Annotated in this window: 23 protein-coding genes; 10 read left to right on the top strand and 13 right to left on the bottom strand. The window is 63.3% G+C overall.

All coding sequences use genetic code 11. The features are described 5' to 3' along the window. Positions 1-38: 38 nt before the first annotated feature. From DV733_RS06970 to DV733_RS06980, 3 genes are read right to left on the bottom strand one after another with little or no spacing between them, the layout of a single operon-like run. Positions 39-752, bottom strand: a complete 714-nt coding sequence (locus tag DV733_RS06970; RefSeq protein WP_049995440.1) for a Zn-ribbon domain-containing protein — start codon at positions 750-752, stop codon at positions 39-41. Continuing rightward, positions 752-1,144, bottom strand: coding sequence for a DUF2073 domain-containing protein (locus DV733_RS06975; protein WP_049995643.1), 393 nt, complete (start codon positions 1,142-1,144; stop codon positions 752-754). The genes DV733_RS06970 and DV733_RS06975 overlap by 1 nt, the downstream gene beginning before the upstream one ends. A gap of 5 nt (positions 1,145-1,149) precedes the next feature. Beyond that, positions 1,150-1,797 (bottom strand): Era-like GTP-binding protein, encoded by a 648-nt coding sequence (locus tag DV733_RS06980; RefSeq protein ID WP_049995439.1) that lies wholly within the window; start codon positions 1,795-1,797, stop codon positions 1,150-1,152. Between the two features lie 1,145 nt (positions 1,798-2,942). On the opposite strand from DV733_RS06980, the gene DV733_RS06985 reads away from it, so the two are divergent. Next, positions 2,943-4,493: a Cdc6/Cdc18 family protein gene (locus DV733_RS06985; RefSeq protein WP_049995438.1), complete on the top strand. Its 1,551-nt coding sequence runs from the start codon at positions 2,943-2,945 to the stop codon at positions 4,491-4,493. A 63-nt stretch (positions 4,494-4,556) separates the two neighbouring features. Here DV733_RS06985 and DV733_RS17450 read toward each other — a convergent pair whose 3' ends face one another. Beyond that, on the bottom strand, positions 4,557-5,450 hold the full coding sequence (locus tag DV733_RS17450; RefSeq protein WP_079979575.1) for a S26 family signal peptidase: 894 nt from the start codon (positions 5,448-5,450) through the stop codon (positions 4,557-4,559). Between the two features lie 141 nt (positions 5,451-5,591). Between DV733_RS17450 and DV733_RS06995 the strand changes: the two genes are divergently transcribed. Both DV733_RS06995 and DV733_RS07000 read left to right on the top strand, forming a co-directional pair. Continuing rightward, positions 5,592-7,157 carry a DNA-directed DNA polymerase II small subunit gene (locus DV733_RS06995; protein ID WP_049995437.1) on the top strand — a complete coding sequence of 522 codons (1,566 nt, stop codon included), beginning with the start codon at positions 5,592-5,594 and terminating at the stop codon, positions 7,155-7,157. A 103-nt stretch (positions 7,158-7,260) separates the two neighbouring features. Further along, entirely contained in the window at positions 7,261-8,553 is a 1,293-nt protein-coding gene (locus DV733_RS07000) for an O-acetylhomoserine aminocarboxypropyltransferase/cysteine synthase family protein (protein ID WP_049995436.1), read from the top strand. A gap of 817 nt (positions 8,554-9,370) precedes the next feature. Here DV733_RS07000 and DV733_RS07005 read toward each other — a convergent pair. Together DV733_RS07005 and DV733_RS07010 are read right to left on the bottom strand one after the other, a co-directional pair. After that, positions 9,371-9,703: a nuclear transport factor 2 family protein gene (locus tag DV733_RS07005; RefSeq protein WP_049995435.1), complete on the bottom strand. Its 333-nt coding sequence runs from the start codon at positions 9,701-9,703 to the stop codon at positions 9,371-9,373. Positions 9,704-9,828: 125 nt separating this feature from the next. Then, positions 9,829-11,250, bottom strand: a complete 1,422-nt coding sequence (locus DV733_RS07010; protein WP_049995434.1) for a peroxiredoxin family protein — start codon at positions 11,248-11,250, stop codon at positions 9,829-9,831. A gap of 104 nt (positions 11,251-11,354) precedes the next feature. Between DV733_RS07010 and DV733_RS07015 the strand changes: the two genes are divergently transcribed. The 4 genes from DV733_RS07015 (at position 11,355) to DV733_RS07030 (ending at position 15,364) form a co-directional block, all read left to right on the top strand. Then, positions 11,355-11,849: a DUF367 family protein gene (locus tag DV733_RS07015; RefSeq protein ID WP_049995433.1), complete on the top strand. Its 495-nt coding sequence runs from the start codon at positions 11,355-11,357 to the stop codon at positions 11,847-11,849. Between the two features lie 298 nt (positions 11,850-12,147). After that, positions 12,148-13,575 (top strand): cytochrome ubiquinol oxidase subunit I, encoded by a 1,428-nt coding sequence (locus DV733_RS07020; protein WP_049995432.1) that lies wholly within the window; start codon positions 12,148-12,150, stop codon positions 13,573-13,575. Next, on the top strand, positions 13,568-14,578 hold the full coding sequence (locus DV733_RS07025; RefSeq protein WP_049995431.1) for a cytochrome d ubiquinol oxidase subunit II: 1,011 nt from the start codon (positions 13,568-13,570) through the stop codon (positions 14,576-14,578). Before DV733_RS07020 ends, DV733_RS07025 begins: the two co-directional genes overlap by 8 nt. Positions 14,579-14,653: 75 nt before the next feature. Then, complete coding sequence (locus tag DV733_RS07030; RefSeq protein ID WP_049995430.1) at positions 14,654-15,364, top strand: type 1 glutamine amidotransferase; 711 nt, start codon at positions 14,654-14,656, stop codon at positions 15,362-15,364. Positions 15,365-15,390: 26 nt separating this feature from the next. Here DV733_RS07030 and DV733_RS07035 read toward each other — a convergent pair whose 3' ends face one another. The 4 genes from DV733_RS07035 to DV733_RS07050 form a co-directional block, all read right to left on the bottom strand. Beyond that, entirely contained in the window at positions 15,391-16,317 is a 927-nt protein-coding gene (locus DV733_RS07035; RefSeq protein ID WP_049995642.1) for an NAD(P)/FAD-dependent oxidoreductase, read from the bottom strand. Positions 16,318-16,337: 20 nt separating this feature from the next. Continuing rightward, positions 16,338-16,727: a thioredoxin gene (gene trxA / locus DV733_RS07040; protein ID WP_049995429.1), complete on the bottom strand. Its 390-nt coding sequence runs from the start codon at positions 16,725-16,727 to the stop codon at positions 16,338-16,340. A gap of 99 nt (positions 16,728-16,826) precedes the next feature. Then, positions 16,827-17,255 carry a luciferase family protein gene (locus DV733_RS07045; RefSeq protein ID WP_049995428.1) on the bottom strand — a complete coding sequence of 143 codons (429 nt, stop codon included), beginning with the start codon at positions 17,253-17,255 and terminating at the stop codon, positions 16,827-16,829. A 53-nt stretch (positions 17,256-17,308) separates the two neighbouring features. Then, the gene (locus DV733_RS07050; RefSeq protein ID WP_049995427.1) at positions 17,309-18,343 is read right to left on the bottom strand and encodes an enolase-like domain-containing protein; all 1,035 of its coding nucleotides are present in this window, start codon (positions 18,341-18,343) and stop codon (positions 17,309-17,311) included. An 89-nt stretch (positions 18,344-18,432) separates the two neighbouring features. On the opposite strand from DV733_RS07050, the gene DV733_RS07055 reads away from it, so the two are divergent. Continuing rightward, entirely contained in the window at positions 18,433-18,816 is a 384-nt protein-coding gene (locus DV733_RS07055) for a hypothetical protein (RefSeq protein ID WP_049995426.1), read from the top strand. On the opposite strand, the gene DV733_RS07060 is transcribed toward DV733_RS07055, so the two are convergent. Next, positions 18,736-19,230 (bottom strand): GNAT family N-acetyltransferase, encoded by a 495-nt coding sequence (locus DV733_RS07060; RefSeq protein WP_049995425.1) that lies wholly within the window; start codon positions 19,228-19,230, stop codon positions 18,736-18,738. The genes DV733_RS07055 and DV733_RS07060 overlap by 81 nt on opposite strands. Before the next feature lie 97 nt (positions 19,231-19,327). Here DV733_RS07060 and DV733_RS07065 point away from each other — a divergent pair, with 97 nt between their 5' ends. Both DV733_RS07065 and DV733_RS07070 read left to right on the top strand, forming a co-directional pair. Beyond that, entirely contained in the window at positions 19,328-19,699 is a 372-nt protein-coding gene (locus DV733_RS07065) for a hypothetical protein (protein WP_049995424.1), read from the top strand. A 125-nt stretch (positions 19,700-19,824) separates the two neighbouring features. Then, positions 19,825-20,409 carry a hypothetical protein gene (locus DV733_RS07070; protein WP_049995423.1) on the top strand — a complete coding sequence of 195 codons (585 nt, stop codon included), beginning with the start codon at positions 19,825-19,827 and terminating at the stop codon, positions 20,407-20,409. A 33-nt stretch (positions 20,410-20,442) separates the two neighbouring features. Here the strand turns inward: DV733_RS07070 and uvrA are convergent, their stop codons facing one another. Further along, on the bottom strand, positions 20,443-23,412 hold the full coding sequence (uvrA, locus tag DV733_RS07075) for an excinuclease ABC subunit UvrA (protein ID WP_049995422.1): 2,970 nt from the start codon (positions 23,410-23,412) through the stop codon (positions 20,443-20,445). 70 nt (positions 23,413-23,482) lie between these two features. Next, on the bottom strand, positions 23,483-25,084 hold the full coding sequence (locus DV733_RS07080; protein ID WP_049995421.1) for a phytoene desaturase family protein: 1,602 nt from the start codon (positions 25,082-25,084) through the stop codon (positions 23,483-23,485). Positions 25,085-25,091: the final 7 nt, after the last annotated feature.

The raw sequence follows: 25,091 nt of genomic DNA on the forward strand, positions 1-25,091 counted from the left end.
GCTAGTGATACCGGAATCGGACTGCCGAACGAGGTCGATCAGTCCTGCCAGCGATCGGGCACCTGAATCGAGTACTTGCCGTCTTCCTGCAGGGCGATGATGTACTCCTCGCGGTCGTACAGCTCCATGAGGTTGAGCTCGTACTGGCCCGGTTCGAGTACCTTGATCGACTCGAACTGGTCGTTGAGTTCCTCGCGAAGCTCCGAGAGGTCCGGTCGGTCCGAGCCGTCGTCGGGCTGCTGGACGACCTGGCCCTCGGCCGGCGGGTCGCTCGCGTCAGTGTCTGGGAGTTCGTCCGGGCTGACGACGTCGGAGCGGGCGCTGGCCTGGGCTGCGTCTTCACCGCTGGCCGTCTCGGCGGACTCGGCCGAGTCGTTCAGTGCGACCCCCGCGACCGTCTCCGAGTCCGACGCTGTGGTCGAAGCGTCAGTGGCTGTCGAAGCGTCGGCAGCCGCGTCGGGGCCGCCGGTTCCACTCGAACCGCTGGGGGTCGGGGGGCGATCCCCGCTACTCGAGCCGCTCCCGGAGCCGACGAAGTTTCTGACCGTGGCGGCAGCGTTGCCGACCGCACCGGTGACCGACTCCTGTTCGGGTCGTTCTGGTGGTTCCGCGTCGCCCGGCGGTTCTGCGGGGACATCCGCCCCTTCGGGGTGGAACTGGAACTTCGTGCCGCCACAGTCCGGACAGCCCGAGAGCATCTCCTTGGAGCCGTCGGCGAACACGTGGCCGCAGGTCGTACACTGGTGTGGCATCAGTTGCGAGAGACGAGTGCGCTGATGAGCGTTTCGTCCTTGTGCAGGGTCTCGATCTGGTCTGCCGGCCCGATCACGGTCAACTTCTTCGGCGTCGATTCCTTGCCCATGAGTCGGCCGAGGAAACTTCCGTCGTCGTCGCCTGACTGGGGATAGCTCTCGATCTCGATCCCGTTGAACTCGTCCGGGCTGATCTCGGTCATCGTGACCTCGATGAGCCGGGATTCCTCGTCCGGCGTGAGGCCCTCTTCGAGGATCACGATGTTGCCATCGCGCACGCCGTCGAGGATCATCCGGATCTTCTCCATGCTCGTCAGGCCCTCCATCCGCTGGGCGCTGATCATGTCGATCTGCACGCCTTCACCGTCGTCTGGTGCTTTGACTTCTGCCATCGTGATCACCCGAAGTACTCCGCGATCTTGTCGTAGACCTCGTCCATGTTGTCACCTTCGAGTGCCGACAGCGGGATCGTCTCGTGCTGGGGGAAGGCGTTGCGGATCCGCTGGACCGACGAATCTTCCTTGTCGATCTTGTTCGCGAGGATCAGCACCGGCAGGTCCTGACTCTCGATGATACCGATGAGCATCGTGTTGACCTGCGTGAACGGGTCGGTCGTGCTGTCCAGCACGTACACCACGCCGTCGACGTCCTCGCGGAGCCAGTGCATGGCCTCGGCGACGCCCTCGGTCGCCTCCCGCGACCGGCGGACGGCGTCCTCTTTCTCCATGTCGTGTTCGAGAAACTCCGTGTAGTCGACCTTCGTGGTGACGCCGGGCGTGTCGACGATGTCGATCGAGACGGTACCGCCGTCACGCTCGATTTCGACGTTCTCCTTGCGGCGAGCCCGACGAGTCTCGTGGGGAACGTGACTCTCCGGTCCGACGGCGTCGCCGTGTTCTGTCCAGTCGCGAGCGATCCGGTTGGCGAGCGTCGTCTTGCCCGCGTTCGGAGGCCCGTAGATGCCGATACGTTTCGGGTCTTGTTCAGAGAACAGCGTCGCCGCCGCACGGGAAATGCTGTCCCTGAGTCCTGTGAGCAGTCCCATCCTCAGTATTCCTCCCGCGCCCGATTCCGGGCGTCTGAACGTACAAGCTTCGCGTATTCACTTAAGTTTGCGTCAGACATACATAAACGACCGTACAGGAATCGGGTAATTCGAGGTGAAACAGAGGGGTTCGAAAGGAGGGGAAAAACGGTGAAATCGTAGACCCCCCGGGCACGCGGAGAAAAGCGATCAGGCGGACCGGAAACGAAGGGGTTTGCAGGTGGAGATTCGACAGTCACGCGCGTTGCGAGGAATACTAGATGGAATTACGCGTGACTAGAGGTGAAACGAGGGTTACTAGAGTGGAAATGGGGGTTACTAGAATATAGTGCTAGTACCCTAGAAGTCCTAGAGGGGGCGATTGGGCATACCCCCACCCCTTCGTTTCGACTGGAGTCCTGAGACCCCAGGGGGTGGGAGTTGGCGAGACAGGGTCGGACGGTTGGAATAGGGGATGAATTTCGAAGACGATCGGTGGCGCGCAGATGTAGTTCGGAACTGATACGCTCGACGTGCTGTGTATCTATGACGTGAACAAGACAGAATCGCTAGAGGAGCGTTTCTAGTCGAACCGACCCCGAGAACGGACTTCGAGAGAGGAGATAAGGCGTCTCCGAAAGAAGATAGGCAGCGGCAGAGATCCGACGAAGAAACCTCCCTAGAAAACTAGCTAGTACAAGAAGAGAGTCGGTTGTGCTGTCTCTCTAGACTGTCTAGTGCAGTACCCACAATACAACGCAACTTATCCCCACTACGGATGTGTTACAACGGTACCCGTATTAAATCATTCGTCTTCTAGGAGACGGTCTGACCCCCTCCCCCACCCTGTTGTGTCGTTCCACCCGAAACGAAGGGGTGGGGGGACAGACCCACCATCTCAGAAATATGTCCCAGGGCTAGGGACAGAAAATCGATCGCCGTATCGATCTCCCTTCGACGAACCTGTCTTTCGATCACCAGCTGAGCTCGGATCGATCCCTCTCGTTCCGTAATATTTAATATGCTGTCAACCACGGGTTCCTTTTGGTTCAACTGGACACGGCGCGAGACGGCAAAGACCGGTATTCCGGCGATATCGGCCCTCTCTATCGCTATCTCTCTTCGCGCCGTGTCATTTCCACCTGAAGACAAGGGGAGCGGCCATCATGACTGACACAGACCACGACTCCGAGAACGGGACCGACTCCGGGCAGACGGAGGCCCGATCCAGCGTATCGATCGACGAGCAGAGCGATCCGGACTCCGGGTCGTCAGTCCTCGACGACGTCGTCCTCGATTCGGTCGAGGACGCCGACGAGGACGCCGACGAAGCCTCCCGTGGGTTGTTCGACGACCTTCTCAGTGGCGAGCCGATCTTCGAGAAGAAGGAGGTCCTTCGCCCGTCCTACACGCCGCGGAAACTCCCCCATCGGGAGGACCAGATCAACAGCATGGCGACGATTCTCGTCAGCGCCCTCCGCGGAGATACCCCGTCCAATATCCTGATCTACGGGAAGACAGGCACTGGAAAGACTGCCAGCGCGAAGTTCGTCAGCGAGGAACTCGAAACCACGTCCCAGAAGTACGAGGTCCCGTGTGAAGTCGAGTACATCAACTGTGAAGTGACCGACACACAGTACCGGGTACTCGCCCAGCTCGCGAACAAGTTCATCGAGAAGAACCGCCAGCATCTTTCCGACCACATCGACGAACTCGAAGGCTTGCGTGAGCGTGCTCGTGAGGACGGGACGGTCCTCGCGACCGAGGAGTTCGAGTCCCTCGACGATCTCGACTCGACGATCGAAGACCTCCGTGAGGAACGCGACAGTTTCGAAGAAGTCCCCATGACCGGCTGGCCGACCGACCGCGTCTACAACAGCTTCTTCGAGGCCGTCGATCAGACCGAACGCGTCGTCGTCATCATGCTCGACGAGATCGACAAGCTCGTCGAGAAGTCCGGTGACGACACCCTCTACAACCTCTCGCGGATGAACTCCGAACTGGAGAACTCCCGCGTCTCGATCATGGGAATCTCCAACGACCTGAAGTTCACCGACTTTCTCGATCCTCGTGTCAAATCTTCACTCGGTGAAGAGGAGATCGTCTTCCCACCGTACGACGCAAACCAGCTTCGAGACATTCTGGAGGCTCGCGCACAGGTCGCCTTCGAGGACGACTCGCTGTCGGGCGAGGTCATCCCGCTGTGTGCCGCGTTCGCCGCCCAGGAACACGGCGACGCCCGCCGCGCGCTCGACCTCCTCCGGACCGCAGGCGAACTCGCCGAGCGTGACAAGACCGACAAAGTGCTGGAGGATCACGTCCGACAGGCCCAGGAGAAGATCGAACTCGACCGCGTCGTCGAAGTCGTCCGTACCCTCCCCACCCAGTCGAAACTCGTCCTCTTCGCCATCATCCTCCTGGAGAAGAACGGCGTCCACAACATCAACACCGGCGAGGTCTACAACATCTACAAGAGTCTCTGTGAGGAGATCGACGCCGACGTCCTCACCCAGCGCCGCGTGACCGATCTCATCTCGGAACTGGACATGCTCGGTATCGTCAACGCCGTCGTCGTCTCCAAGGGACGATACGGCCGTACCAAAGAGATCTCGCTGTCGGTCCCGATCGACGAGACCGAAGCCGTCCTCCTGAGCGACTCACGACTCGGCGACATCGAGGACGTCCAGCCGTTCGTCCAGGCCCGGTTCGATCACTGACGCCGATACGCTGTTGCAGTACTGAGGGAGACGCGTCAGCCGAGCACTGGCCGAGTGGACGATTCAGCCGGTCGCGTTCGTCATCGCCTCGCCACTGGCCGTCAGGTTCGTGTTCGTCGGCGGTGTCGCGCTGGCACTCGCACTCAGCCTGATGTTCCCCAGGTAGGGGACGGACAGCTCTGCCGTGCCGATGATCCACTTCGGTTTGACGGGGCTGTCCGCGATTCCCGAGACCTGATCGTAACTCGGATTCGCGTCTCCTTTCGTGATGAACCCGTCGTGTGGGGCCGGACAGTTCGGCACCCGATTTCCGCTGCTTCCACGTTCGCAGACACTGTTTCCGTTGAGATACTCGGGATCGGCCTTCTCGACCCAGTTCTCACCCTCTTCGACCCAGAACATCGCGCGGTGTATCACGGGCGTGTCGCGTTCGTTGCCGTCCGGTTCGTAGACGACCACGTCTCCGGGGCCGTCGAACTTCGTGTAGCCCGTTCCCTCGGCCGCCCGAGCGGTGACGATTCCCGTCTCGTGGGCGTTCGGGCCAGGGAACCGATCGCTCTCCATGACGAACACCAGATCGCCCCGCTCCAGGGTCGGCTCCATGCTCCCGCTCTCGACGGCGACCATCGGCGGCCAGATCCCGCTGGCGGTGAACAGCAACGCCCCGATCAGCGCGACGATCACTACACTGCTGGCCAGATCCCAGACGTAGAGCACCCAGTTTGGGACGTCTGACTCTCCCGGAGTGCGCTGGCGAGGCGCTGATTCGTGGCCACCCCGATGAGACTGGGTCTCGGTTTCGTGCTGCGACGACGCTCGTTCGCGCCGATCCGCCGACCACTGCTCGGACTCTCCCGGAGCCCCATCCTCGTGGCCGCTTTCGGGAAACCCCTCGTTGGCGTCGTCCCGGCGGGAGGGCTGGTCGTCGCCGGCCGACTGCCACTCGTCGTCTCGCATTGTTGCTGTTCATCCAGTCGAGCGCTACCAATCTTTCGCTTGCGGCGTGTCGTCGCGCGCCGTTCGCTTTCTACGAGACGCTCGCTTCACTCGCGTCTCGCCATCCGCCAATCTTTTGCTCACCGACGCGAAGTTCGCTGTGTGCCTCTGGAGACGCCCGCCCGGATCGTCAGCGAACTCGCAGCCCGCGGCTACAACGCCGAACGCGAGGCCATCACGTTACTCGCCGACGCTGAGGACACCGACGCGGCACTCGAACGCGCACTCGAAGCCGTCCCCCAGGACGCGCTGAAAATCGAAGTCTCCCACGTCAAGCGATCTCTCGAAACCGACACCGGGCCCGCCAGTGCTGACCCACCGTCGGCTGCTGGAACCACGCCATCGTCTCCGCCGACTGAAGACCCCTCTGTTTCGACTGGAAACAACACCCAAACATCGACAGATAGCGGCGGGCTGGATGCAGTCGAAACGGAGGGGGGATCACGTCACATCGATCCCGAGCAGCTCGTCGTCGACATCGCCGGCGACATGACAGGTGAGTCGACCGGGACGGGCGAGTACAAGGATTTCGTGGCGGTCTTCCGCGATCGCTACGAGCGTCTCTCGAAGAAGTTGCGTGGGCGGGTGAACCACCGCCCGACCGACGCACTCGAAGCCCTGCCCGGCAACGAGGAGGCCGCGCTCGTCGGGATGGTTAGCGACATTCGCTCGACCGCTAGCGGCCACTGGCTGGTCGAACTCGAAGACACGAACGGGACCTTTCCGACGCTCGTGATGAAAGACCGGAAGATCGCCGATCTCGTCCAGGAACTCCTGCTGGACGAGGTGATCGCCGTCGAGGGGACGCTGGCCGACGACGGCGGTATTCTGTTCGTCGACTCGCTTCACTTTCCGGACGTCCCGCGGACCCACGAACCCTCGACGGCCGACCGACCCGTGAAGGCCGCACTCATCAGCGACGTCCACGTCGGCAGCCAGGAGTTCATGGCCGACGCCTGGCACCGCTTCGCCGACTGGCTCCACACCGACGACGCCGAGGGTGTCGAATACCTCCTGATCGCCGGGGACATGGTCGAGGGCGTCGGCGTCTACCCCGACCAGGACGAGGAACTGGACGTCATCGACATCTACGACCAGTACGAGCGCTTCTCGGAGTACCTGAAAGAAGTTCCGGGCGACATGGAGATCGTCATGATCCCGGGCAACCACGACGCCGTCCGCCTCGCAGAACCACAGCCGGCCTTCGATTCGGAACTTCGGGACATCATGTCCGCCCACGACGCCCGTTTCACCTCCAACCCCTCGACCGTGACCATCGAGGGCGTCTCGGTGCTGATGTACCACGGGGTCAGTCTGGACGAAGTCATCGCCGAGCTGCCCGACGAGAAAGCCAACTACGACGAGCCGCACAAGGCGATGTACCAGCTCCTCAAGAAGCGCCACGTCGCGCCCCAGTACGGTGGTCACACCCGCCTCGCACCCGAAGAGAAGGACCATCTCATCATTGACGAAGTGCCCGACATCTTCCACTCGGGGCACGTCCACAAACTCGGCTACGGGAAGTACCACAACGTCCTCACGATCAATTCGGGCTGTTGGCAGGCCCAGACGGACTTCCAGAAGAGCGTGAATATCGATCCTGACGCCGGCTTTGCACCCATCGTCGACCTGGAGACGCTGGAACTCACGATCCGCAGTTTCGGTTGATTTGGCTGGAACAGGACAGTATTGCTGCTTGTCACCTGCTCCGGCGATACCGGACGGTAGACGGTGGTTATACGGTCCCCACGGCTGAACGGATAGCTGAATCATGAGTGACGACCGCGGATTCGAGACGGACGCCCTGCACGTCGGTCAGGAAGAGCCGGACCCGGCGACGGGCGCGCGAGCACCGCCGATCTACCAGACGACCAGCTACGTCTTCGAGGACGCAGAGGACGCGGCCCAGCAGTTCGCCCTAGAGAAGCCGGGCCACATCTACTCGCGACTGATGAACCCGACCTGCTCGATGCTGCAGGAACGGCTCGCCGCACTCGAAGGTGGGGTCGGTGCCGTCGCCACGGCCTCGGGAATGGCCGCGCTCAATCTGGCGACCTTCCTGCTGGCGGACGTCGGCGACAACGTCGTCACCGCCTCCGCACTCTACGGCGGGACCTACACCTATTACACCCACACTGCGCCGCGCAACGGCGTCGAGACGCGCTTCGTCGACACACTGGACTACGACGCCTACGAAGAGGCCATCGACGAGGACACGGCCTACGTCCACCTCGAAACCATCGGCAACCCCGCGCTGGTGACCCCCGATATCGAGCGTATCGCCGACATCGCCCACGAGAACGACACGCCGCTGTTCGTGGACAACACCTTCGCGACACCCTACCTGTGTAACCCGCTCGAACACGGCGCGGACCTGGTGTGGAACTCCACGACCAAGTGGATCCACGGCTCCGGAACCACGATCGGTGGCGTCCTCGTCGACGGGGGCTCCTTCCCCTGGAGCGACCACGCCGAGAAGTACCCCGAAGTCGCCGGCGACAACCCCGCCTACCACGGCGTCAACTTCGAGGAGCGCTTCGGCGAGGCCGCCTTTACATACGCGGCCATCGCTCGCGGGCTGCGTGACCTGGGCTGCCAGCAGTCCCCCTTCGACGCCTGGCAGACGCTGCAAGGTCTCGAATCGCTGCCGATGCGGATGGATCGCCACTGCGAGAACGCCCAGCTCGTGGCGGAGTGGCTCGAAGACCACGAGGAAGTCTCCTGGGTCACCTATCCCGGCCTCGAATCACACGAGACCCACGAGAACGCCTCGAAATATCTCGACGGCGGCTACGGCGGCATGATCACCTTCGGGCTCGAAGAAGGGTACGAGGCCGCGCGTGACACCGTGGAGTCGACCGAGTTGGCGAGTCTGCTCGCGAACGTCGGCGACGCCAAGACGCTGATCATCCACCCGGCGAGTACGACCCACCAGCAGCTTTCGGACGAAGAGAAGGCCGCTGCCGGCGTCACCGACGACATGGTCCGGCTCTCGGTGGGTGTCGAGGACCCGCAGGACATCATCGACGATCTGGATCAGGCGATCACCTGGTCGACGCACTAGGTGTTTCTGTCTTTTTGTCGGGTGCTACTCGTTGGCTAGGAATCGTCGCTATCACTGGGGGCAACAAGCAGGGAAAGCCCTCGCCTCGCTGGCGGTCGCTGAGAAGGATATCTTCGCTCGCTTTGCTCGCTCAGATAGAGCCTGCTCAGCGACTCCACTACGTCGCCAGCGAGTCTCGCCCTTTCAATCCGCCAGGATCCGCACCGCTACAGCAGGCCTGCCCTTCCGCCACCACTTTTTCCTCCCTCGGGTTTCCTCGTTCGCTTTGCTCACTGCGGGAACCACTCGGTCAGAAAAACGTGGGGAAAAACGACCCGGACGACTCACTCACTTCGTTCGTTTGCGTCCGGTGAAACGGCGTTCGCTTCGCTCGCCGTATGCTTGTACTGACCGCACAGCAGGCCTGCCCTTCCCCGAGTCGCGCGCTGAAACGCGCTCCTGGCCACCGCCGAGCGGTCAGGAAGCGTGTTCCGGCGCCACTCGCGCCGGAACCGGGGAGGTGTGGGGCTACAATAAGGCGGTTGCGGTGATGTCACCTGGAGGAATGAAAGGGCGAACCACGATCGCGCCGAAGGAGCGTCGCCTGAGCGACCACTATCCGAGCGAAGCGAAGATATGTCGCTCAGCGACCGCGAGCGTGGTGAGGGCTTTCGAGGCGTTGTCGTCTCAAGTGGTCGCGGTTCCTAGCGAGCGTGAGGGCTTTTCCGGGTCGTTGCTGGTCTCTGTTGTGTCGTTATTTCCTAGCGAGCGTGGAGAGGGCTTTCGAGGTGGTTCTCTCTCGACCAGCTATCCCCTCCACGCACGTTTCCACCCGAACCTAGGGGGTCGTATAGGTCGTGATCGCCGAAATATCCCCCTCAGCAAAGGTCATTACATCGACGAACGCGGTAATCTGCTTCCCACCCGCGGACAACAACCGCCCTTCGACGGCCAGCCCATCCGCCTGCTCGTAGATCGCGTCGATCGGATGGCTCGTGTCGCTCTGCGGACGCTCCTCGCGCATGAACTGGACGAACTCGGCCCGCCCATCGATCGTCATGTCGGGGCGTCGGTGGACGAAATCGGGCGTCAGAATGGATTCGAGCGTCTCGTAGTCGTGCTCGTCGAGCGACCGATAGTACGTCCGTGCGGTCGCCGCTCGCTCGTCCATACCCTCTCTGGGTCCTCACCCGAGTAGAAACCAGTGGTTCTTCGCCGATTCATAGTGATTACTGTCGGTCTGTTCCACATCGACCGCCCGGAGTCGGGCGGTCGTAGTGGTAAATCGCTACACTATCACTCCGAGGACTCTCGCTGGTCGCCCTCGCTGCCTTCCAGTTCGGCAGCGATTTCGGCGACTTCTTCGTCCGAGACATCCGCGTCCTCGCGCTCGTCTTCGTCGCCGTCCGCGCGGTCCTCGCCACCGCTTTGCTGTTCGAGTTCGGCTGCGATCTCGGCGACTTCCTCGTCTGAGACGTCCGTGTCCTCGTCACTCTCCCGCTCGCCGTCCGCTCGCTCATCCTCCGCGAGTTCGACCGGCTCGGTTCGGTTGTCCTCGACCGGTTCCTCGGCCTCGGGTGCGACCGCACCGACGGCGTCCTCGATCTGGCCGGCCTCGGCCCCGCCGGAATCGCCCATCTCGACGCCCTTCCCGCCGTACTCGCGGGCGCGGCGCTCGGCCTCGGTCTCCATCCCCCGTTTGTCTTCGTCCTCGTCGTCGTCGATCTCGACTTCCTCGACTTCGAGGTCGACACCGCCGGCGGCTTCGAGGTCGTCCTCGTCGGCGGCCTCGTCGCGGATCTCGTCCATGATCGAGGTCTTCTCTTCGCGTTCGAGGAGGATCTCACCGTCTTCGCTGACGATATCGTCCGGGTTCAGCGGTTCCTCGATGTCACGGGCGGTCTCCAGCGGCGCCTCGGCGTCCTGACGGTACCCCTCGCCAACGGCCCCGTCGCCACTGGAGTAGGCGTCTGCGGCGTCGGCCAGCCAGTCGGCAGCCTGCCACAGCGAGTTGGCCTTGCTACGAGCCCGATCGAACGGTTCGTCCAGCACTGGCGAATCGCTGAATCGGAAGGCCGTGTCGAACTCCTCGGCGGCCTCCTCGAACTCCTCGCGAGCCCGCTCGAAGTCGCTCCGGGCGATCATCCAGTCGTGGTCGCCGAACCCGTTCATCGCACTCGTGAACGCCCGCCGCCCCTCGACGTAGTGGGCGTGGCCGACTCGATACCGAGAGAGGGCCGTCGAGTCGCCGCCGATCGCTTCCACTGTCACGCGGATGGGTTCGACCTGCGGGAGCTCGTAGGGGTCGCTGGTCGTCCAGCGATACTGGATCATCCCGTTGAGATCGATCACGAACACGGCTCGCTGGAGCAGATACCCTTCGTCGCGGTCGTCGACGACGTCGTAGGCCTCGCCCACCTCTCGACGAGTGTCGCTCAAAAGTGGGACCTTGAGGTCGTAGCGGTCGGCGAAGACGCGGTGGCTGTGGACGCTGTCGGGCGAGATCGCCAGGATCGTCACGTCCTTCTGCATGGTGAAGAGATCGAGTTCGCCGACGTCCGATCCCTCCTCGTCACAGGCGGGGTTGAAGTCCGCGGGGTAGAACATGAGGATCACGACCTCCTCGCCGAGGTACGAATCGAGGGACTGGCGATCGAATTCGCCGTCGACCACCCCTGGCAACTCGAAGGTCGGCGCGTCGTCCCCCGCTCTGGGCATGTCACCGAAAAGTAGGTGTATATAGTTAATACTGCTGGCTCTTTTCGCGTGCTGTAACGACCGGAACGGTCGGCTTTTGCCCGCGGCCACCCTACGAACCGCCAGTGGAGCTTCACGTCCGCTACGAGGGCAACGACGACCCCGACAAGTGTAGCGCCCGCAAGCTCGCTCGCTTCGACCTCGCCGAGCTACACCGCTCGACGCGAGCCACGCCATCTGGAGTCGTCCTCAACCCCTTCGCCGAACAGGCGCTGTCGCCTGCAGATGCCGACCGGAAGCGGCTGGTCGCGCTCGACTGCTCGTGGGAGACTGCCGAACGCGAGGCCTTCGATCTTGACGGTGTCCACCGCGCACTCCCCTTCCTCGTCGCCGCGAACCCGATCAACTACGGGACGGCCTTCCAGCTCAACACCGTCGAAGCGTTCGCCGGCGCGCTCGTAATTCTGGGCCACCGCGAACAGGCCGAAGAGATCCTCTCGAAGTTCTCGTGGGGCCACACCTTTCTGGAACTCAACGAGGAACCCTTGCGGCGCTACAGCGAGTGTGCCGACTCCGCCGAGATTCTCGACGTGCAGGACGACTATCTGGCCGACGAATGAGGGCGTCCGACGCGGGAATACTCATAGTGATTACTGTATAGTAACAATTGAAACGATTTACACACCGATCGCACTGTTGTCGTGCGATCGTGTGTGCATTGACTTTCAATGGCTACTATAGGTCTGTTCCACATCGACTGCCCGGAGTCGGGCGGTCGTAGTGGTAAATCGCTACAGTAATCACTATCAGTCCTACCAAAGTTTACGCTACGCATCTAAGTGCCTTTCGGGGATTCGCACCTCGTGCAGTCATACAGCCCGTTTTTTGACGCTCAATGGCATTAGACGACGTAAATAGATGTTCGCGAACGTGTTCGATACACTCCTGTTTCTCTCGCCCGAATTCGGCAGTCGCGTACAGTTCGGCTGGACGATCACCGTCCACATCCTCTTTGCGTCGCTGTCGATCGGCCTCGCACCGTTCATCGTCTACTTCACGTACAAGGACGTGAAAACGGGTGCCGAGCGCTTTGCCCACCTGCGGAACTTCTGGGTGAAGGTCTTCGCGGCCGGGTTCGTCATGGGCACAGTCACAGGGATTCCGATGAGCTTCCAGTTCGGGACGAACTTTCCCGTCTTCTCTGAGTTCGCCGGCGAGATGATCGGCGGCCCCCTCGCCTTCGAGGCGAAGATGGCGTTCTTCCTCGAAGCCGTCTTCCTCGGCGTCCTGCTGTTCGGTCGCGAGCGCGTCAGCGATCGGACGTACGTCCTCTCGTCGGTGCTGGTCGGCGTCGGCGCGTGGCTGTCTGGCTTCTGGATCCTCGTGGTCAACTCCTGGATGCAGACCCCACAGGGCTTCGAGATGATCACGCGAAACGGCCAGGAGATCGCCAAACTGACCGACCCCGTCGCGGCGTTTCTCAACCCGCGCTTGCCGTGGATGTACTTCCACATGATCAACGCCTCGGTCATCTCCGTCGCACTGCTGGTCGGCGGCGTCTCCGCCTACCTCGTCTGGAAGAACCGCGACTCCGAGGCCTGGAAAAGCGCGCTGAAGATCGCAGTCCTCATCCTGCTCGTGACCGCACCGCTGCAGGCGCTGCACGGCGACGCCTACGCTCGCCACGTCCAGGACTCCCAGCCTCAGAAGTTCGCGAGCATGGAGGCCCACTACGAGAGCGGGGCTGCCGACCTCCACCTCATCGCTATCCCGACCGACATCTCGTCGTTCACCGATCCGCGGGCGGAGAACCTCTTCACTGTGAGTTTACCCGGCTTCGCGTCGTTCCTCGTCGAAGGTGACATGGACGCCTCGATACAGGGGCTGAACGAGTACGAGGAGAATCCGCCCGTGGCGCTGGTGTTCTGGTCGTTCCGGTTCATGGTCGGCCTCGGATTCCTGTTCATCGGGCTGGCCCTGTGGGGCGGCTATCTCACCTGGAAAGACCGTCTCGCCGAGAGCACGCTCTTCTTGCGAGCGATGATCGCTGCGTCGCCGTTCGGGTTCGCGGCGCTTTTGACCGGGTGGTACGTCACCGAGATCGGTCGCCAGCCCTGGGTGATCCAGGACTATCTTCGAACTGGTGAGGCGGTCTCCCAGTCCCTCACGAGTGCGGAGGTGACGACGACACTCGCCATCTTCGTCGTCGTCTACGTCGCGCTCGTCCTCACCGCGCTGTACGTGCTGAAGTGGCTCATCAACGACGAACTCGATCGCATGGGCGTCCAGCGAAGCTCACGTGGGCGCTGGCGCGGCCCGATCCCGTGGGTGAGCGACGATGATTGAGCCGCTCCTGATTCCCGTCGATTCGTACCTGATTCCGTCGCTGCCGACGGTGTGGTTCGGGGTCGTCCTCTTTACCGTCGCGATGTACGTCGCACTGGACGGGTTCGACTTCGGGATCGGGATGCTCTACGCCCTCCGCGAGGACGACCACGAGCGCGAGACGATGCTCGCGGCGTTCGGGCCCGTCTGGGACGCCAACGAGGTCTGGCTCGTCGCCTTCGGGACGACGCTGCTGGCGGCGTTCCCCGTGGTCTACTCCCGACTCCTGAGCGATCACTATCTCGTGGCGATCGGGATCGTCCTCGCACTCCTGTTCCGCGGACTCGGCCCCGAACTCCGCGAGCAACGCGAGGACGCCCAGTGGCAGCGCGCCTGTTCGGGACTGTTCGTCGTCGGGAGCCTCCTCTCGCCGCTGTTCATCGGAATGCTCGTCGGCAGCTGGGTCTTCGCCGCCGGAACGCTGTCGCTGCCCAGCATTCTCACCGGGGTCGGTCTGATCGCGCTCTCGGTCACCAATGGTGCGGCCTTCCTCGCGGCCAAGACCAGTGGTGAACTCCGTGCGGCGATGCGCTCGTACGGAATCGGCGCCACCCTGGCGTATCTCGGCGGCGTCGTCGTCCTGCTCGCGGTGGTCGTCGCCACCGACGCCGGCGGCGCGGCCGAGACCATCCTCTCGATCCCGGGCGTCGCCGTCGTCGGTCTCTCCGTGGCCGTCGCACTCGGCGGGATCGCCGCCGCCAGAACCGAGAACGACCGCCTGTGGTTCGCCAGCACGCTCGCGCTCTCCGGGCTACTCGTCGCACTCGTCGCACTACTGCTGTACCCGACTGTTTACCCACCAGGCGGCCTGACCATCGACGACGCGGTCGTCTCGCCGCTCGCGCTCAATCTTACCACTGTTCTCGGCCTGCCCGTTCTGCTCGTGGTCCTCTGGTACTTCAAGTTCCTCTACGGCGTCTTCTCCGGCCCGATCGAACCCGAAGGCGACGGTTACGGCGGCTGAAACTCCCTGCTTTCTCCCGCACTCGCCACACCCGCCGAAACACTCAAACATGTATTGCGCGTGTTGTACAATATAATGAGTACAGATATAGCCGAGCCGCGGATCGCGCTGCTGGACGCCTCAGTCGGGGAGACGCCGGCAGAGCGGAACTTCCGCCGAGAACTCGACGCCGACGTACAGGCGTTCAAAGTCAGCGAGGGCGACCTCCCACCGCCGGTCGAGACGAGCGAGATGTGGCCGTTCGACGCGGCGGTGATCTCCGGCTCCCAGACGTCCGTCTACGACGAGCACACGTGGATCGACGCCGTCGAGGCCTGGACTCGTGCGGCGGTCGAGGCGGGCGTTCCTATTCTGGGAGTCTGCTGGGGACACCAGTTGCTCGCGCAGGCGCTGGACGGGGCTGTCGACCCGATGGGTCGGTACGAACTCGGCTACCACGAGGTCGATCGGATCGCCGACGATCCGCTGTTCTCGGGGCTCGACGAGACCTTCCTGGCCTTCGAGACCCACTCCGACGAGGTCACGCGGTTGCCGTCCGAAGCGACGGTACTCGCCGAAAATGACCGCTCGCTGCAAGCCTTTCGGATCGCGAACGCCTGGGGCGTCCAGTTCCATCCCGAGTACGACCTCGAGACCGCTCGCTGGGTCACCGAGAACAAGCGCGGCGAGGTCGCTGACGACGAACTGGAGCGGATCCTCGCGGCGATCACGACCGAAAACGCGGCGCGTGCTCGCGACGCCAAAGGAGTCTTCGAGAACTTCGTGGCGATCGCGGCCGATACCTGAGGCTCACACTACCGGCTGTTGGTCAATCAATCGCCTGCTGCGGTCTCGAGTTTCTGGTAGTCGACGTACTCGCCGGTGCCGCGGAGTGCTTCGAGGAGGCTGATCGCCGCGCGTGTGCCCTCCCCGACGGAGGTGTTGATCTGGCGCTGGCCGCCGGTCACGTCTCCTGCCGCGTACACGTGCGGGAGGTTGGTCGCCATCTCCTCGTCGGTCCGGATGGTCTGACCTTCGGTCGCGACGCCGATCATCTCCGCGAGATCCGTCCCGCCGGCCGCACCCAGCGCGACGAACACGCCCTCGACTGCGATTTCCTCGCCGTCACGCGTGACGACGCGTTCGAGCATGTCCTCGCCTTCCAGGCGGTCGAGCCGGTCGGTTCGGACCGGGATCCCCTCCTCGTCGAGGCGGTCCCGAAGTCCGGGGTCGGCTTCGAACTCGTTGCCGTTGGTCAGCACCTGCACGTCGTCGGTGTAATCGAGCAACATCAGCGCCTCCTTGGCGGCGTAGTTGGCCGCGCCGACGACCGCGACGGGGTCGTCCCGGTAGAAGAAGGCGTCACACTCCACGCAGTAGGAGACGCCCTGGCCCTCGAACTCCTCGACGTGCTTGATCGCCGGCGATTTGTAGGACGCGCCGGTCGCGAGGACGACGCCCCGAGCTTCGTAGGTCGACTCGGTCGTCTCGATCTCGTAGGTCTCGCCCGACTGTGCAAGCCGGACGACCTCCTCGCTGACGAACTCCGTCCCGAACTTTTCGGCCTGCCGGTGGCCTCGCTCGACCAGTTCGGGGCCGGTGATCCCCTCCGGGAATCCGTAGACGTTCTCCATGCGGTCGACGTCGCGGGTCGTCCCGCTGCCGTCGTCGAAGACGTACGTCTCCTGGTCGGCCCGCGCCGTGTAGACCGCCGCGCTCAATCCCGCGGGGCCGCCGCCGATGATGGCTACGTCGATCATCTGTTGTCGTCCCTCCTCGTTCACTGGTACTCCTCGATCAGCGCTTCCAGCTGTTCTCTGGGCTGTGCGCCGACGACCTCTTCGACTGCCTCACCGTCGGCAAAGAGCACGAGCGTCGGGACGCCGCGCACGCCGTACTCGGCGGCCAGCTGCTGGTTGGCGTCGACGTCGACCTTCGCGACCGCCGCGTCGGTCTCGGCGGCCAGGTCGGCGACGACTGGCGCGATCATCTTGCACGGTCCGCACCAATCCGCGTAGAAGTCGGTCAGGACGACGTCGTAGGACTCGACGACCTCGTCGAGCTCCTGCTTCGAACCGACCTGAATCGGCTCCGACGGCGCTTCTCCGCCGCTTTCATTTGTTTCTGCCGGGCTGGTACTCGTCTCGTCTACAGTCTGTCGCTCGCTCATCACGACATCGTATGCACTCTGAGTTTTAAAGTATTGCGCAATACACTCAATACAGTTGGTTGGGGCAGGTTGTCGTCGAGTCGCGAGTTGCCCCAGACCCTACGGTCGTGCCTGCTCACGGACGAGGTGGATCGTCCCGGGCGAGAGGTCGAGTTCGTCGAGCGCGGCGTCCAGGTCGACGCTCTGGAACGCGTCTGCTCGGTTTCGCTGGGTCCGTGCGACGTGGCTCAGGTACGCGACTCGGAGGAGGACGACCGCGTCGTGGACGCTCGCGTCGTCCAGATCGAGTCGCGTCCAGCCCGCTTCCAGTTCGGCGTCGGCCAGTCCGTGGCGGACGACTGTTCTTGGGAGCTTGCCGGGGAGACAGGCCTCGACACCGTCTGTTTCGACGCGTCCGAACGCCCGTCCGTCTACTCGGAGTGTCGTCGTCCCGTGCCGACGTTCGCTGCGGACGACCCGGCGAACACCCTCCCAGGTCGACGCTGAATCGAGAATCGAAGCCGTTCGTTCGGTCAGTTCACGAGCCATTCGCATTGGCATACGATATCAAGAGACATAAGTTCGTCTCCAAAGCCCCTCACTCAACAGAAGCCACGGGGGTCCGATGGCGGCCCCAGCGGACTCGACGGCAGCCCCTCGGAGAGGTCGGGATCGTTGTAGCCGCCGGGCGCCACGTCGTTGGGCGTGTCGGGATAGAACAGCGCGGCCAGCGCCTGGATGTGTTCGCGCCCGACCGAGAGTTCGAACTGGCCACCGCCGTACATCGTGATTCCACGATTCTCGCAGAATTCGATGGCGTCCAGCAGCGACTCGACGGTGCCGAACCGCGAGGGTTTGATGTTGCACCACTCGGGTTCGAACGGCAGTGCTTCGATGTCGGCACGGGAGTGGATGGGTGCGTCCCAGGAGACGCGATCTTCGTGACCGGCGAGGATCGCCTCGGTCTCGTCGGTCAGTTTGGGGTCTTCGACGACTGCCTCTGGAAATCCTTCGACGACGCGCTCGTAGAGGTCTGGATCGGCTTCCTGGTCGACCTCCGTTCCCTCGTATTGCCCTTTCAGATCCAGGATCCGAACTCGATCTCGCGAGGCCAGATCGGCCACCAGGTCGTCGGTCCACTCCGGCGTCGGATCGAGTTTGAACTCGATACCCGAATCGTATTCCAGCAGCTCGTCCACGCGGTCGGTCGTCGGTGGCTCGCCCAGCCGCGTGCTCACGACGAAGCGGACGGGGTCGTAAGTGCGACCGAGCGCAGCCCCGAGATTCGTGTCGTTCTGTTTGAGCGCCAGATCGAGCGCGGCGCTCTCGACGCCCCACCGTCGATAGTTCCGAAAGACCTCCCGGTCCGGCGGCTCGGCGAAGAGGTCCACGTCCTCGAGCGCTGTCGAGAACCCGTCGAGCGTGAACTCCCCGGTCGGAAGCTCCAACTCCTCACGTTGGAGGATCTCGTGGTCCTCTGTTTCGTAGGTAACGTCCTCGCCGCGGCCTGTCTCGCCTGCGCCCTGAAGCTCGATGACGGTGCTCGCGCGGACGAATCCGCTGGTCGTGTCGCGCTCGAATCCCGTGAGCGTCCAGTCGTCGACTGTGAGCGAGAGATCGGCGAGTTGGTCGTACATGCTCACCCGGACGGACGGAGTCGCCTTCAGGGTACTGCTCGATCCGAGACTGGCGCGTCTCTTTTAATTGGGGCGTCCGTACGCCGGGTATGGCCGACAGCGAGTATCAGGCAGGAGTCTGCAATATCGGCGGTACCGAACGGACCAGGCGCTGGCAGATGGGCTTCGCGAGTTTCGCGGTCGCAGTGCTCTACGTCGCGGTCGTCCTCTGGTTCGGGCTTCCGGTGACGTATCTCCTCGGCACGTTCGTCTTCCTCTACGGCGGGGCACTGGGCGTGTTACAGGCCCAGAAAGGGTTCTGTGCCGCCTACGGGATGAGCGGCCGCTACGGGTTCGACGACGGGTCGGGATCGGTCGAGGACACCGCCGCCCTGGCCAGCGACCGCAAGCGATCACTCCTCATCATCGCGCAGGCCTCTGCCGCCGCCCTCCTCGGGACCTCGCTCCTCTACGGGGCCGTCCTCTCCCTGTAGAGGCTTCTCGATCACGTCGCCCCAGCGCTCCATTCCCTGTTCGCGGTAGAATCCCCCGGCACTGTCGTTGCCGTCGACCAGCGCGAGCGCGACGTACTCGCACTCTCGCTCGCGGGCCCACGACTCGACGTGCGCGAGCAGTGCCTGGCCATACCCCGATCGCTGGTGGGCCTCGTCGACGACGAGATCGTGGATCCAGGCGTGGCGAACATGATGGAGAACGCGCTGGATCGACACGCCCGCGACCGCTACGATCACATCATCGTCGAACAGTCCGAACAGCCGATAATCGTCCTCCTCACGCCAACTTCGGATCTCAGCGGAGGTCTTCTCCTCCCACAGTTGCCCCAGGATCGGGACGGCCGCGTCCCACTGGGCGTCGCTGGTCAGTTCCTCGATCCGCGTCTCGGTCATAGTCGGGTTGTCGATACCCCGAGACAAAAGCCGCAGTGGTGGTGTGCCATCGCGTGCAGGGGCCACGTTTATGCCGCCGCCCGGCGACCCCGCAGGTATGCTTCACGGGCCGGCGCTGTGGTACGCCCTCGCTGTCGGGTCGCTCTACTTCGTCGTGATGATCGGGACGGCGGGGCGGCGCTACGACCTGCTGCGGCCGCGATTTTTCGTCTACAGCGGTCCCGGCGTCCTGATCGAGGGCGCTGTGCCAGTGTACCTGCTCTTGCGCTTTCGGTTGTTCGTCCCCGTGCTCGCGCTGGCGTACCTCTCGGGGCGGACGATCCGAATCGAGCGCGAGCGCGGCGAGGACAAACCCTTCATCTCGACCCTCCAACTGTGGCCCCTGGAGGTCGCCGTCCTGGCCGCCCTCGGCGGGATCGAGTACCTGCTATCCGGCTGGCTTGGACTCTCGACGAGTGGACTGGTTTGATCTTACGACGTTCCCGTTCGACGACTGCTCTGTCAGATTTGGCTATATAGCGGTGCTGAAGTCACTTTACCAGTAGTATTCTCGAGTGGCAGTCGTCTGCCTGACAGATGCGTAAATTTATAGTTATGGACTATGCGATGGAGAATGACATGTCTCGTGCACGTCAAAGAGGCAGCGATCCAGTACAGACACTCAAGGACAACCTCGGCGTCGGTGCGGCGGTCGGTGCGGTGGGGTTCATAATCAATTACGTTCTGATGTACCTCTTCATCACCATCGATGGGGCGGAAACCGGTGACGAGGGCTGGAAGCTCGTCGGAAACGTTCTGTATAACGCGCAGTTCGTCGACAGCGAGCTCAGTGGCGGCGGAATGTCGATATCATTTAATCTGATCACTGACAGTGGCTCGGATATTGCGAGCACGATTCCGTCGTTCGTGTACAACCTCGGACCTATCATCGTTCTCGTAGCAGTCGGGTTTTTCGTCGCTCAACAGGCCCAGGCAATGGACATTGGGAGTTCGGTTGCTGCAGCCGTCTCGATCGTTCCCGGGACGCTCGTACTGTCGATCGTCGGAATATTCCTGTTCGAGTACTCTGAGCAGGGCGCATCGGCAGGCCCGGAACTCATGATGGGTATCCTGTTCGTTGGCATTCTTCTCCCAGCCTTTGCCGGCGCAATCGGCGGCGCGATAGCGGACCAGGTCTAACGAGCGTTCGAATTCCGGATTTTCGTAGCGAACTCAGTCGTCGTCAGCCGCCGGCTTCGCCACGTCGTGATCCGCCCGCGGTCCCTGCTTGTCCACGTCCGGAAGGAGGTCACGCAGGTACTCGCCCGTGTACGAATCCCCGTCTCGGGCGACGCCTTCGGGCGTCCCGGTGGTGACGACCTCGCCGCCGTTCTCGCCGCCCTCCGGCCCGAGGTCGACGATGTGGTCGGCGTTTTTCACCAGATCGAGTTCGTGCTCGATGACGACCACCGTATTGCCGTCGTCGGCCAGCCGGTGCAGCACGTCGATCAGTTTGCGTTCGTCCTCTGGGTGGAGACCAGTCGTGGGTTCGTCCAGCAGATAGAGCGTCTCACCCGAATCCTTCTTCCCGAGTTCCTCGGCGAGTTTGATCCGCTGGGCCTCCCCGCCGGACAGCGTCGTCGAGGGCTGGCCCAGGCGCATGTAGCCCAGCCCGACGTCCTTCAGGAGCTTGAGCCGTCGTCGAATCCCGGAGTGGCTCTCGAAGAAGTCGTGGGCCTCGTCGACGCTCATCCCGAGGACGTCCGCGATGGTCGCGCCCTTGTAGGTGACGTCCAGCGTCTCGTCGTTGTAGCGGTCGCCGCCACACTCCTCGCAGGGGACGTAGACGTCGCTGAGGAAGTTCATATCGATCTTGACGTTGCCCTGCCCGCCGCAGGCCTCACAGCGACCGCCTTTGACGTTGAACGAGAAGCGCCCCTTCTCGTAGCCCCGTTGCTTGGAGAGCTTGGTCTCGGCGAACAGTTCCCGGATGTGATCGAAGACGTTGGTGTACGTGGCAGGATTGCTTCGGGGGGTGCGCCCGATCGGCGACTGGTCGATCAGCCGGACAGTCTCGATCTGGTCGAGCCCCTCGATCTCGTCGTGCTCGCCGGGGTTCACGTCTGTATCGTTCATCCGTCGGACGAGGCCTTTGTAGAGGATGTCGTGCATCAGCGTGGACTTGCCCGACCCCGAGACGCCAGTGATCGCAGTGAACGTGCCCAGTGGGATGTCCACGTCGAGATCCTTGAGGTTGTGCTGGCGTGCGCCCTTGATCGTGACCGCGCCGTCGCCCTCCCGACGAGTGTCGGGCACGCCGATGGTCCGCTCGCCGGAGATGTACTCGCCCGTGATCGACTCGTCGGTGTCGATCACCTCGTCGACGTCACCGTTGACGACGACCTCGCCGCCGCGCTTGCCCGGGCCGGGACCCATGTCGATGATGTTGTCCGCGCGGTGCCAGGTCGTCTCGTCGTGTTCGACCACGAGCAGCGTGTTCCCGAGGTCCCGTAACTCTTCGAGTGTGTTGAGCAGGCGGACGTTGTCTCGCTGATGGAGACCGATCGAGGGTTCGTCCAGCACATAGAGCACGCCCACCAGCCCCGAACCGATCTGGGTCGCGAGCCGGATCCGCTGACTCTCTCCACCAGAGAGGGTCGAGGCCTCCCGATCCAGCGTGAGGTAGTCCAGGCCGACCTCGCACATGAATCCCAGCCTGGCGCGGATCTCCTTGAGGATCTCTTCTGCGATCTTGGTGTCTCGCTCGTCGAGACTCGATTCGAGGTTCTCGAAGTGCTCCAGAGCGTCACCGATCGACATCCGATTGACCTCGGTGATCGAGACGCCGTCCACGAGCACCGCCCGGGATTCGGATTTCAGGCGGGTGCCCTCACATTCGGGGCACGTGGTCGTAGCCATGTACTCCTCGATGTGCTCGCGGGCGCGGTCGGAGTCGGTCTCGACGTGGCGGCGTTCGAGGTTGTTGATGACGCCCTCGAAGCGCTCGGTCTTCTCGCGGGTCCCGTTCTTGGTCGTCCACTGGAAGTGGACCTGCCGATCCGTCCCCCAGAGGAACTGCCGCCGAACGGATTCGTCCAGTTCCTCGAAGGGCGTCTCGACGGAGACGCCGAAGTGCTCGGCGACGTTGTCGATCTGCCGGGAGTAGTAGGTCCGGTTGTAGCTCCAGGGTTCGAAGACGTCCTTGAGCGGTTTCGAGGGATCGGTCACGACGAGTTCGGGGTCGACTTCTTTCGTCTCGCCGATCCCCTCACACTCCGGGCAGGCGCCGTGCGGGGAGTTGAACGAGAACGAGCGAGTTTCGATCTCGGAGATGTCGATCCCGCAGTGCGTACACGCGAGATCTTCGGAAAATTCGACGACGAGACGCTCGCGATCGGAGTGGTCGGGACTCTCGCCGGTGCCAGCGAGGTCACCGGTCGAGCGGGCCGTCGCTCCGCCTAACTCGGCGTCTTCGGGCGGGTCGGGCAGGATGACCTTGAGGATTCCCCCACTTTCGTCGAGGGCGGTCTCGACGGAGTCGGTGATCCGCGAGCGGGCCTCCGGGGCGACCTTCACGCGGTCGACGATCACGTCGATGGTGTGGTCGTAGTTCTCGTCCAGATCAGGTCTATTCATCGTGAGGTCGTACTCCTCGCCGTCGACCTCCACCCTGGCATAGCCCTCGCTGACCAGGTCGTCGAAGCGGTCCTCGAAGGCCCCCTTCTGGTCGCGGACGATCGGCGCCGCGAGTTTCGCACGGGTCCCCTCGGGCAGTTCGAGAATTCGGGACACCATGTTCTGGGCCGATTGCTCGCCCACTTCGCGACCGCATTCGGGGCAGTGGGGCACGCCGATCCGGGCGTAGAGCAGTCGGAGGTAGTCGTGGAGTTCCGTGACTGTGCCCACCGTCGACCGGGGGTTGTTGGCGGCGTTCTTCTGGTCGATGCTGATCGCCGGGGAGAGTCCTTCGACGTTCTCGACCTGTGGTTTGTCCATCTGGCCCAGGAAGTTCCGGGCGTACGCCGACAGCGATTCGATGTAGCGACGCTGGCCCTCGGCGTAGACGGTCTCGAACGCGAGTGAGGACTTGCCCGAGCCGGACAGGCCAGTCACCACTGTGAGTTCTTCGCGCGGGATCTCGACGTCGATGTCCTTGAGGTTGTGTTCCTCGGCACCGCGGACCTCGATGACGTCTTTGCTCATTAGCGATTGCCAGGGTCTGGGTCAGTGAAACCCTGTCGGTTGCGGACAGCGCGAAGCACGACCATCGTGTCTACCACGACAGCGGCACGGACCGCCCCAGCACCCGGTCGAGTCGCCCGCCGCCCCCAGTCCGATCTTCGACGACGGCGTCGGCCACCTGCTCGCCGCTGATCAGCGTCATCGGCACGCCGATCCCGGGGTTAGTGTACCCGCCGACGTAGTACAGGTCCTCGACTTTCGAAGCCCGGTGTGACGGCCGGAGCGGGCCGGTCTGGGTCAGCGTGTGGGCCATCCCGAGCGCCGTCCCCTGCGGGTAGTTGAACCGGTCGGCGAACTCCGAGACGCAGGCCGACTCCTCGACGACGATCCGGTCGCGAAGGTCGACGCCGACGTTTCGCGCGAGGTCGTTGAGGAGCCGATCGCGATAGCGCTCGCGCCTCTCGCTGCCGTCGTCGAGCCCCGGCGCGATGGGGACGAGGATCACGACGGCGTGGTGGCCCTCCGGGGCGACGGAATCGTCGGTCTTCGAGGGCACAGCCAGGTAGTAGGCGGGATTCTCGGGCCACTGCGGGTCCTCGAAGAGCTGCTCGAAGTGCGGGTCCCAGTCTTCGGGGAACACCAGCGAGTGATGGGCCAGCGGGTCGACCTCGCCCTCGACGCCGAGGTACCACAGCAGCGCGGAGGGGGCGTAAGTCCGGTCGTCCCAGTAGTCGGGATCGTGACTTCGCTCGGCCGGCGAGAGCAGGTCGCGCTCGACGTGGGCCGGGTTGGCGTTGGCGACCGCGACATCGGTGTGAGAGCGGCCGTCGGTCGTCTGGAGCACGAGCCCGCTGGCGGTGTTCTGGATGTCGGTCACCTCGACACTGGTCCGGTAGCCGACGCCGTGTTCCCGGCCCAGTTCCACGATCCCTTCGACGACGCTGTAGATGCCACCTTCGGGATAGTAGACGCCGAGGTTGTAGTCGACGTGAGCCATCAGGTTGTACAGTGCGGGTGTGTTGTGCGGCGATCCGCCCAGGAAGACGAGCGTGTATTGCAGGAGTTGCTGGAGTTTCGGCTCGTCGAAGTACCCCTCGACGTGCTCCTGCATCGAACCGAGCAGTGAGAGCCCCCGGCCGCAGCGGGCGACGTCCAGATCCAGCATGTCTCGCACCCGTGAGCGATCTTCGTAGACGAAGTGCTCCATCCCTACCTCGTAGGCGTACTCGGCCTCGTCGAGATAGGCGTCGAAGGTCTCGCCACCGCCGTCCTCGTAGGCCGCGAAGATCTCGCGGGACTGCTCGCGGTCCGGGCTCGTGCTCACCCAGTCACAGACCGGGTCGATCTCGTCACTGTCGGGCGCGCCCTTCTCGGGCTGCGGTGGGCTGTCCGTGAAGAACACCCGGTAGTGGGGATCGAGCTGGTCGATAGTGTAGTAGTCATCGGGCTCGCGATTGAAGTGTTCGAAGAAGCGCTCGAAGACGTCCGGCATCAGGTACCAGGAGGGGCCGGTGTCGAAGCGAAAGCCGTCGCGTTCTATGCGGTTGGCGGCCCCGCCGAGGCGCTCGTTTCGTTCGAGGACGGTGACGTCGGCACCGGCCTGTGCGAGGTAGGCCGCCGCAGAGAGCCCGCCGAAGCCGCCGCCGATCACCGTGACTGATTCGTCGTCGAGTGGGTCGTCGGTGAATTTCATGTGTCTC

It is taken from the genome of Halapricum salinum (genome assembly GCF_004799665.1).
GTDB lineage: Archaea > Halobacteriota > Halobacteria > Halobacteriales > Haloarculaceae > Halapricum > Halapricum salinum.

What these genes read in the sequence shown, in the direction of transcription:
- DV733_RS06970 (WP_049995440.1), bottom strand. Translation starts at nt 752, where the DNA reads ATGCCACACCAGTGTACGACCTGCGGCCACGTGTTCGCCGACGGCTCC.
- DV733_RS06975 (WP_049995643.1), bottom strand. Translation starts at nt 1,144, where the DNA reads ATGGCAGAAGTCAAAGCACCAGACGACGGTGAAGGCGTGCAGATCGAC.
- DV733_RS06980 (WP_049995439.1), bottom strand. Translation starts at nt 1,797, where the DNA reads ATGGGACTGCTCACAGGACTCAGGGACAGCATTTCCCGTGCGGCGGCG.
- DV733_RS06985 (WP_049995438.1), top strand. Translation starts at nt 2,943, where the DNA reads ATGACTGACACAGACCACGACTCCGAGAACGGGACCGACTCCGGGCAG.
- DV733_RS17450 (WP_079979575.1), bottom strand. Translation starts at nt 5,450, where the DNA reads ATGCGAGACGACGAGTGGCAGTCGGCCGGCGACGACCAGCCCTCCCGC.
- DV733_RS07000 (WP_049995436.1), top strand. Translation starts at nt 7,261, where the DNA reads ATGAGTGACGACCGCGGATTCGAGACGGACGCCCTGCACGTCGGTCAG.
- DV733_RS07005 (WP_049995435.1), bottom strand. Translation starts at nt 9,703, where the DNA reads ATGGACGAGCGAGCGGCGACCGCACGGACGTACTATCGGTCGCTCGAC.
- DV733_RS07010 (WP_049995434.1), bottom strand. Translation starts at nt 11,250, where the DNA reads ATGCCCAGAGCGGGGGACGACGCGCCGACCTTCGAGTTGCCAGGGGTG.
- DV733_RS07020 (WP_049995432.1), top strand. Translation starts at nt 12,148, where the DNA reads ATGTTCGCGAACGTGTTCGATACACTCCTGTTTCTCTCGCCCGAATTC.
- DV733_RS07025 (WP_049995431.1), top strand. Translation starts at nt 13,568, where the DNA reads ATGATTGAGCCGCTCCTGATTCCCGTCGATTCGTACCTGATTCCGTCG.
- DV733_RS07030 (WP_049995430.1), top strand. Translation starts at nt 14,654, where the DNA reads ATGAGTACAGATATAGCCGAGCCGCGGATCGCGCTGCTGGACGCCTCA.
- DV733_RS07035 (WP_049995642.1), bottom strand. Translation starts at nt 16,317, where the DNA reads ATGATCGACGTAGCCATCATCGGCGGCGGCCCCGCGGGATTGAGCGCG.
- trxA (WP_049995429.1), bottom strand. Translation starts at nt 16,727, where the DNA reads ATGAGCGAGCGACAGACTGTAGACGAGACGAGTACCAGCCCGGCAGAA.
- DV733_RS07045 (WP_049995428.1), bottom strand. Translation starts at nt 17,255, where the DNA reads ATGGCTCGTGAACTGACCGAACGAACGGCTTCGATTCTCGATTCAGCG.
- DV733_RS07050 (WP_049995427.1), bottom strand. Translation starts at nt 18,343, where the DNA reads ATGTACGACCAACTCGCCGATCTCTCGCTCACAGTCGACGACTGGACG.
- DV733_RS07055 (WP_049995426.1), top strand. Translation starts at nt 18,433, where the DNA reads ATGGCCGACAGCGAGTATCAGGCAGGAGTCTGCAATATCGGCGGTACC.
- DV733_RS07060 (WP_049995425.1), bottom strand. Translation starts at nt 19,230, where the DNA reads ATGACCGAGACGCGGATCGAGGAACTGACCAGCGACGCCCAGTGGGAC.
- DV733_RS07065 (WP_049995424.1), top strand. Translation starts at nt 19,328, where the DNA reads ATGCTTCACGGGCCGGCGCTGTGGTACGCCCTCGCTGTCGGGTCGCTC.
- DV733_RS07070 (WP_049995423.1), top strand. Translation starts at nt 19,825, where the DNA reads ATGGACTATGCGATGGAGAATGACATGTCTCGTGCACGTCAAAGAGGC.
- uvrA (WP_049995422.1), bottom strand. Translation starts at nt 23,412, where the DNA reads ATGAGCAAAGACGTCATCGAGGTCCGCGGTGCCGAGGAACACAACCTC.
- DV733_RS07080 (WP_049995421.1), bottom strand. Translation starts at nt 25,084, where the DNA reads ATGAAATTCACCGACGACCCACTCGACGACGAATCAGTCACGGTGATC.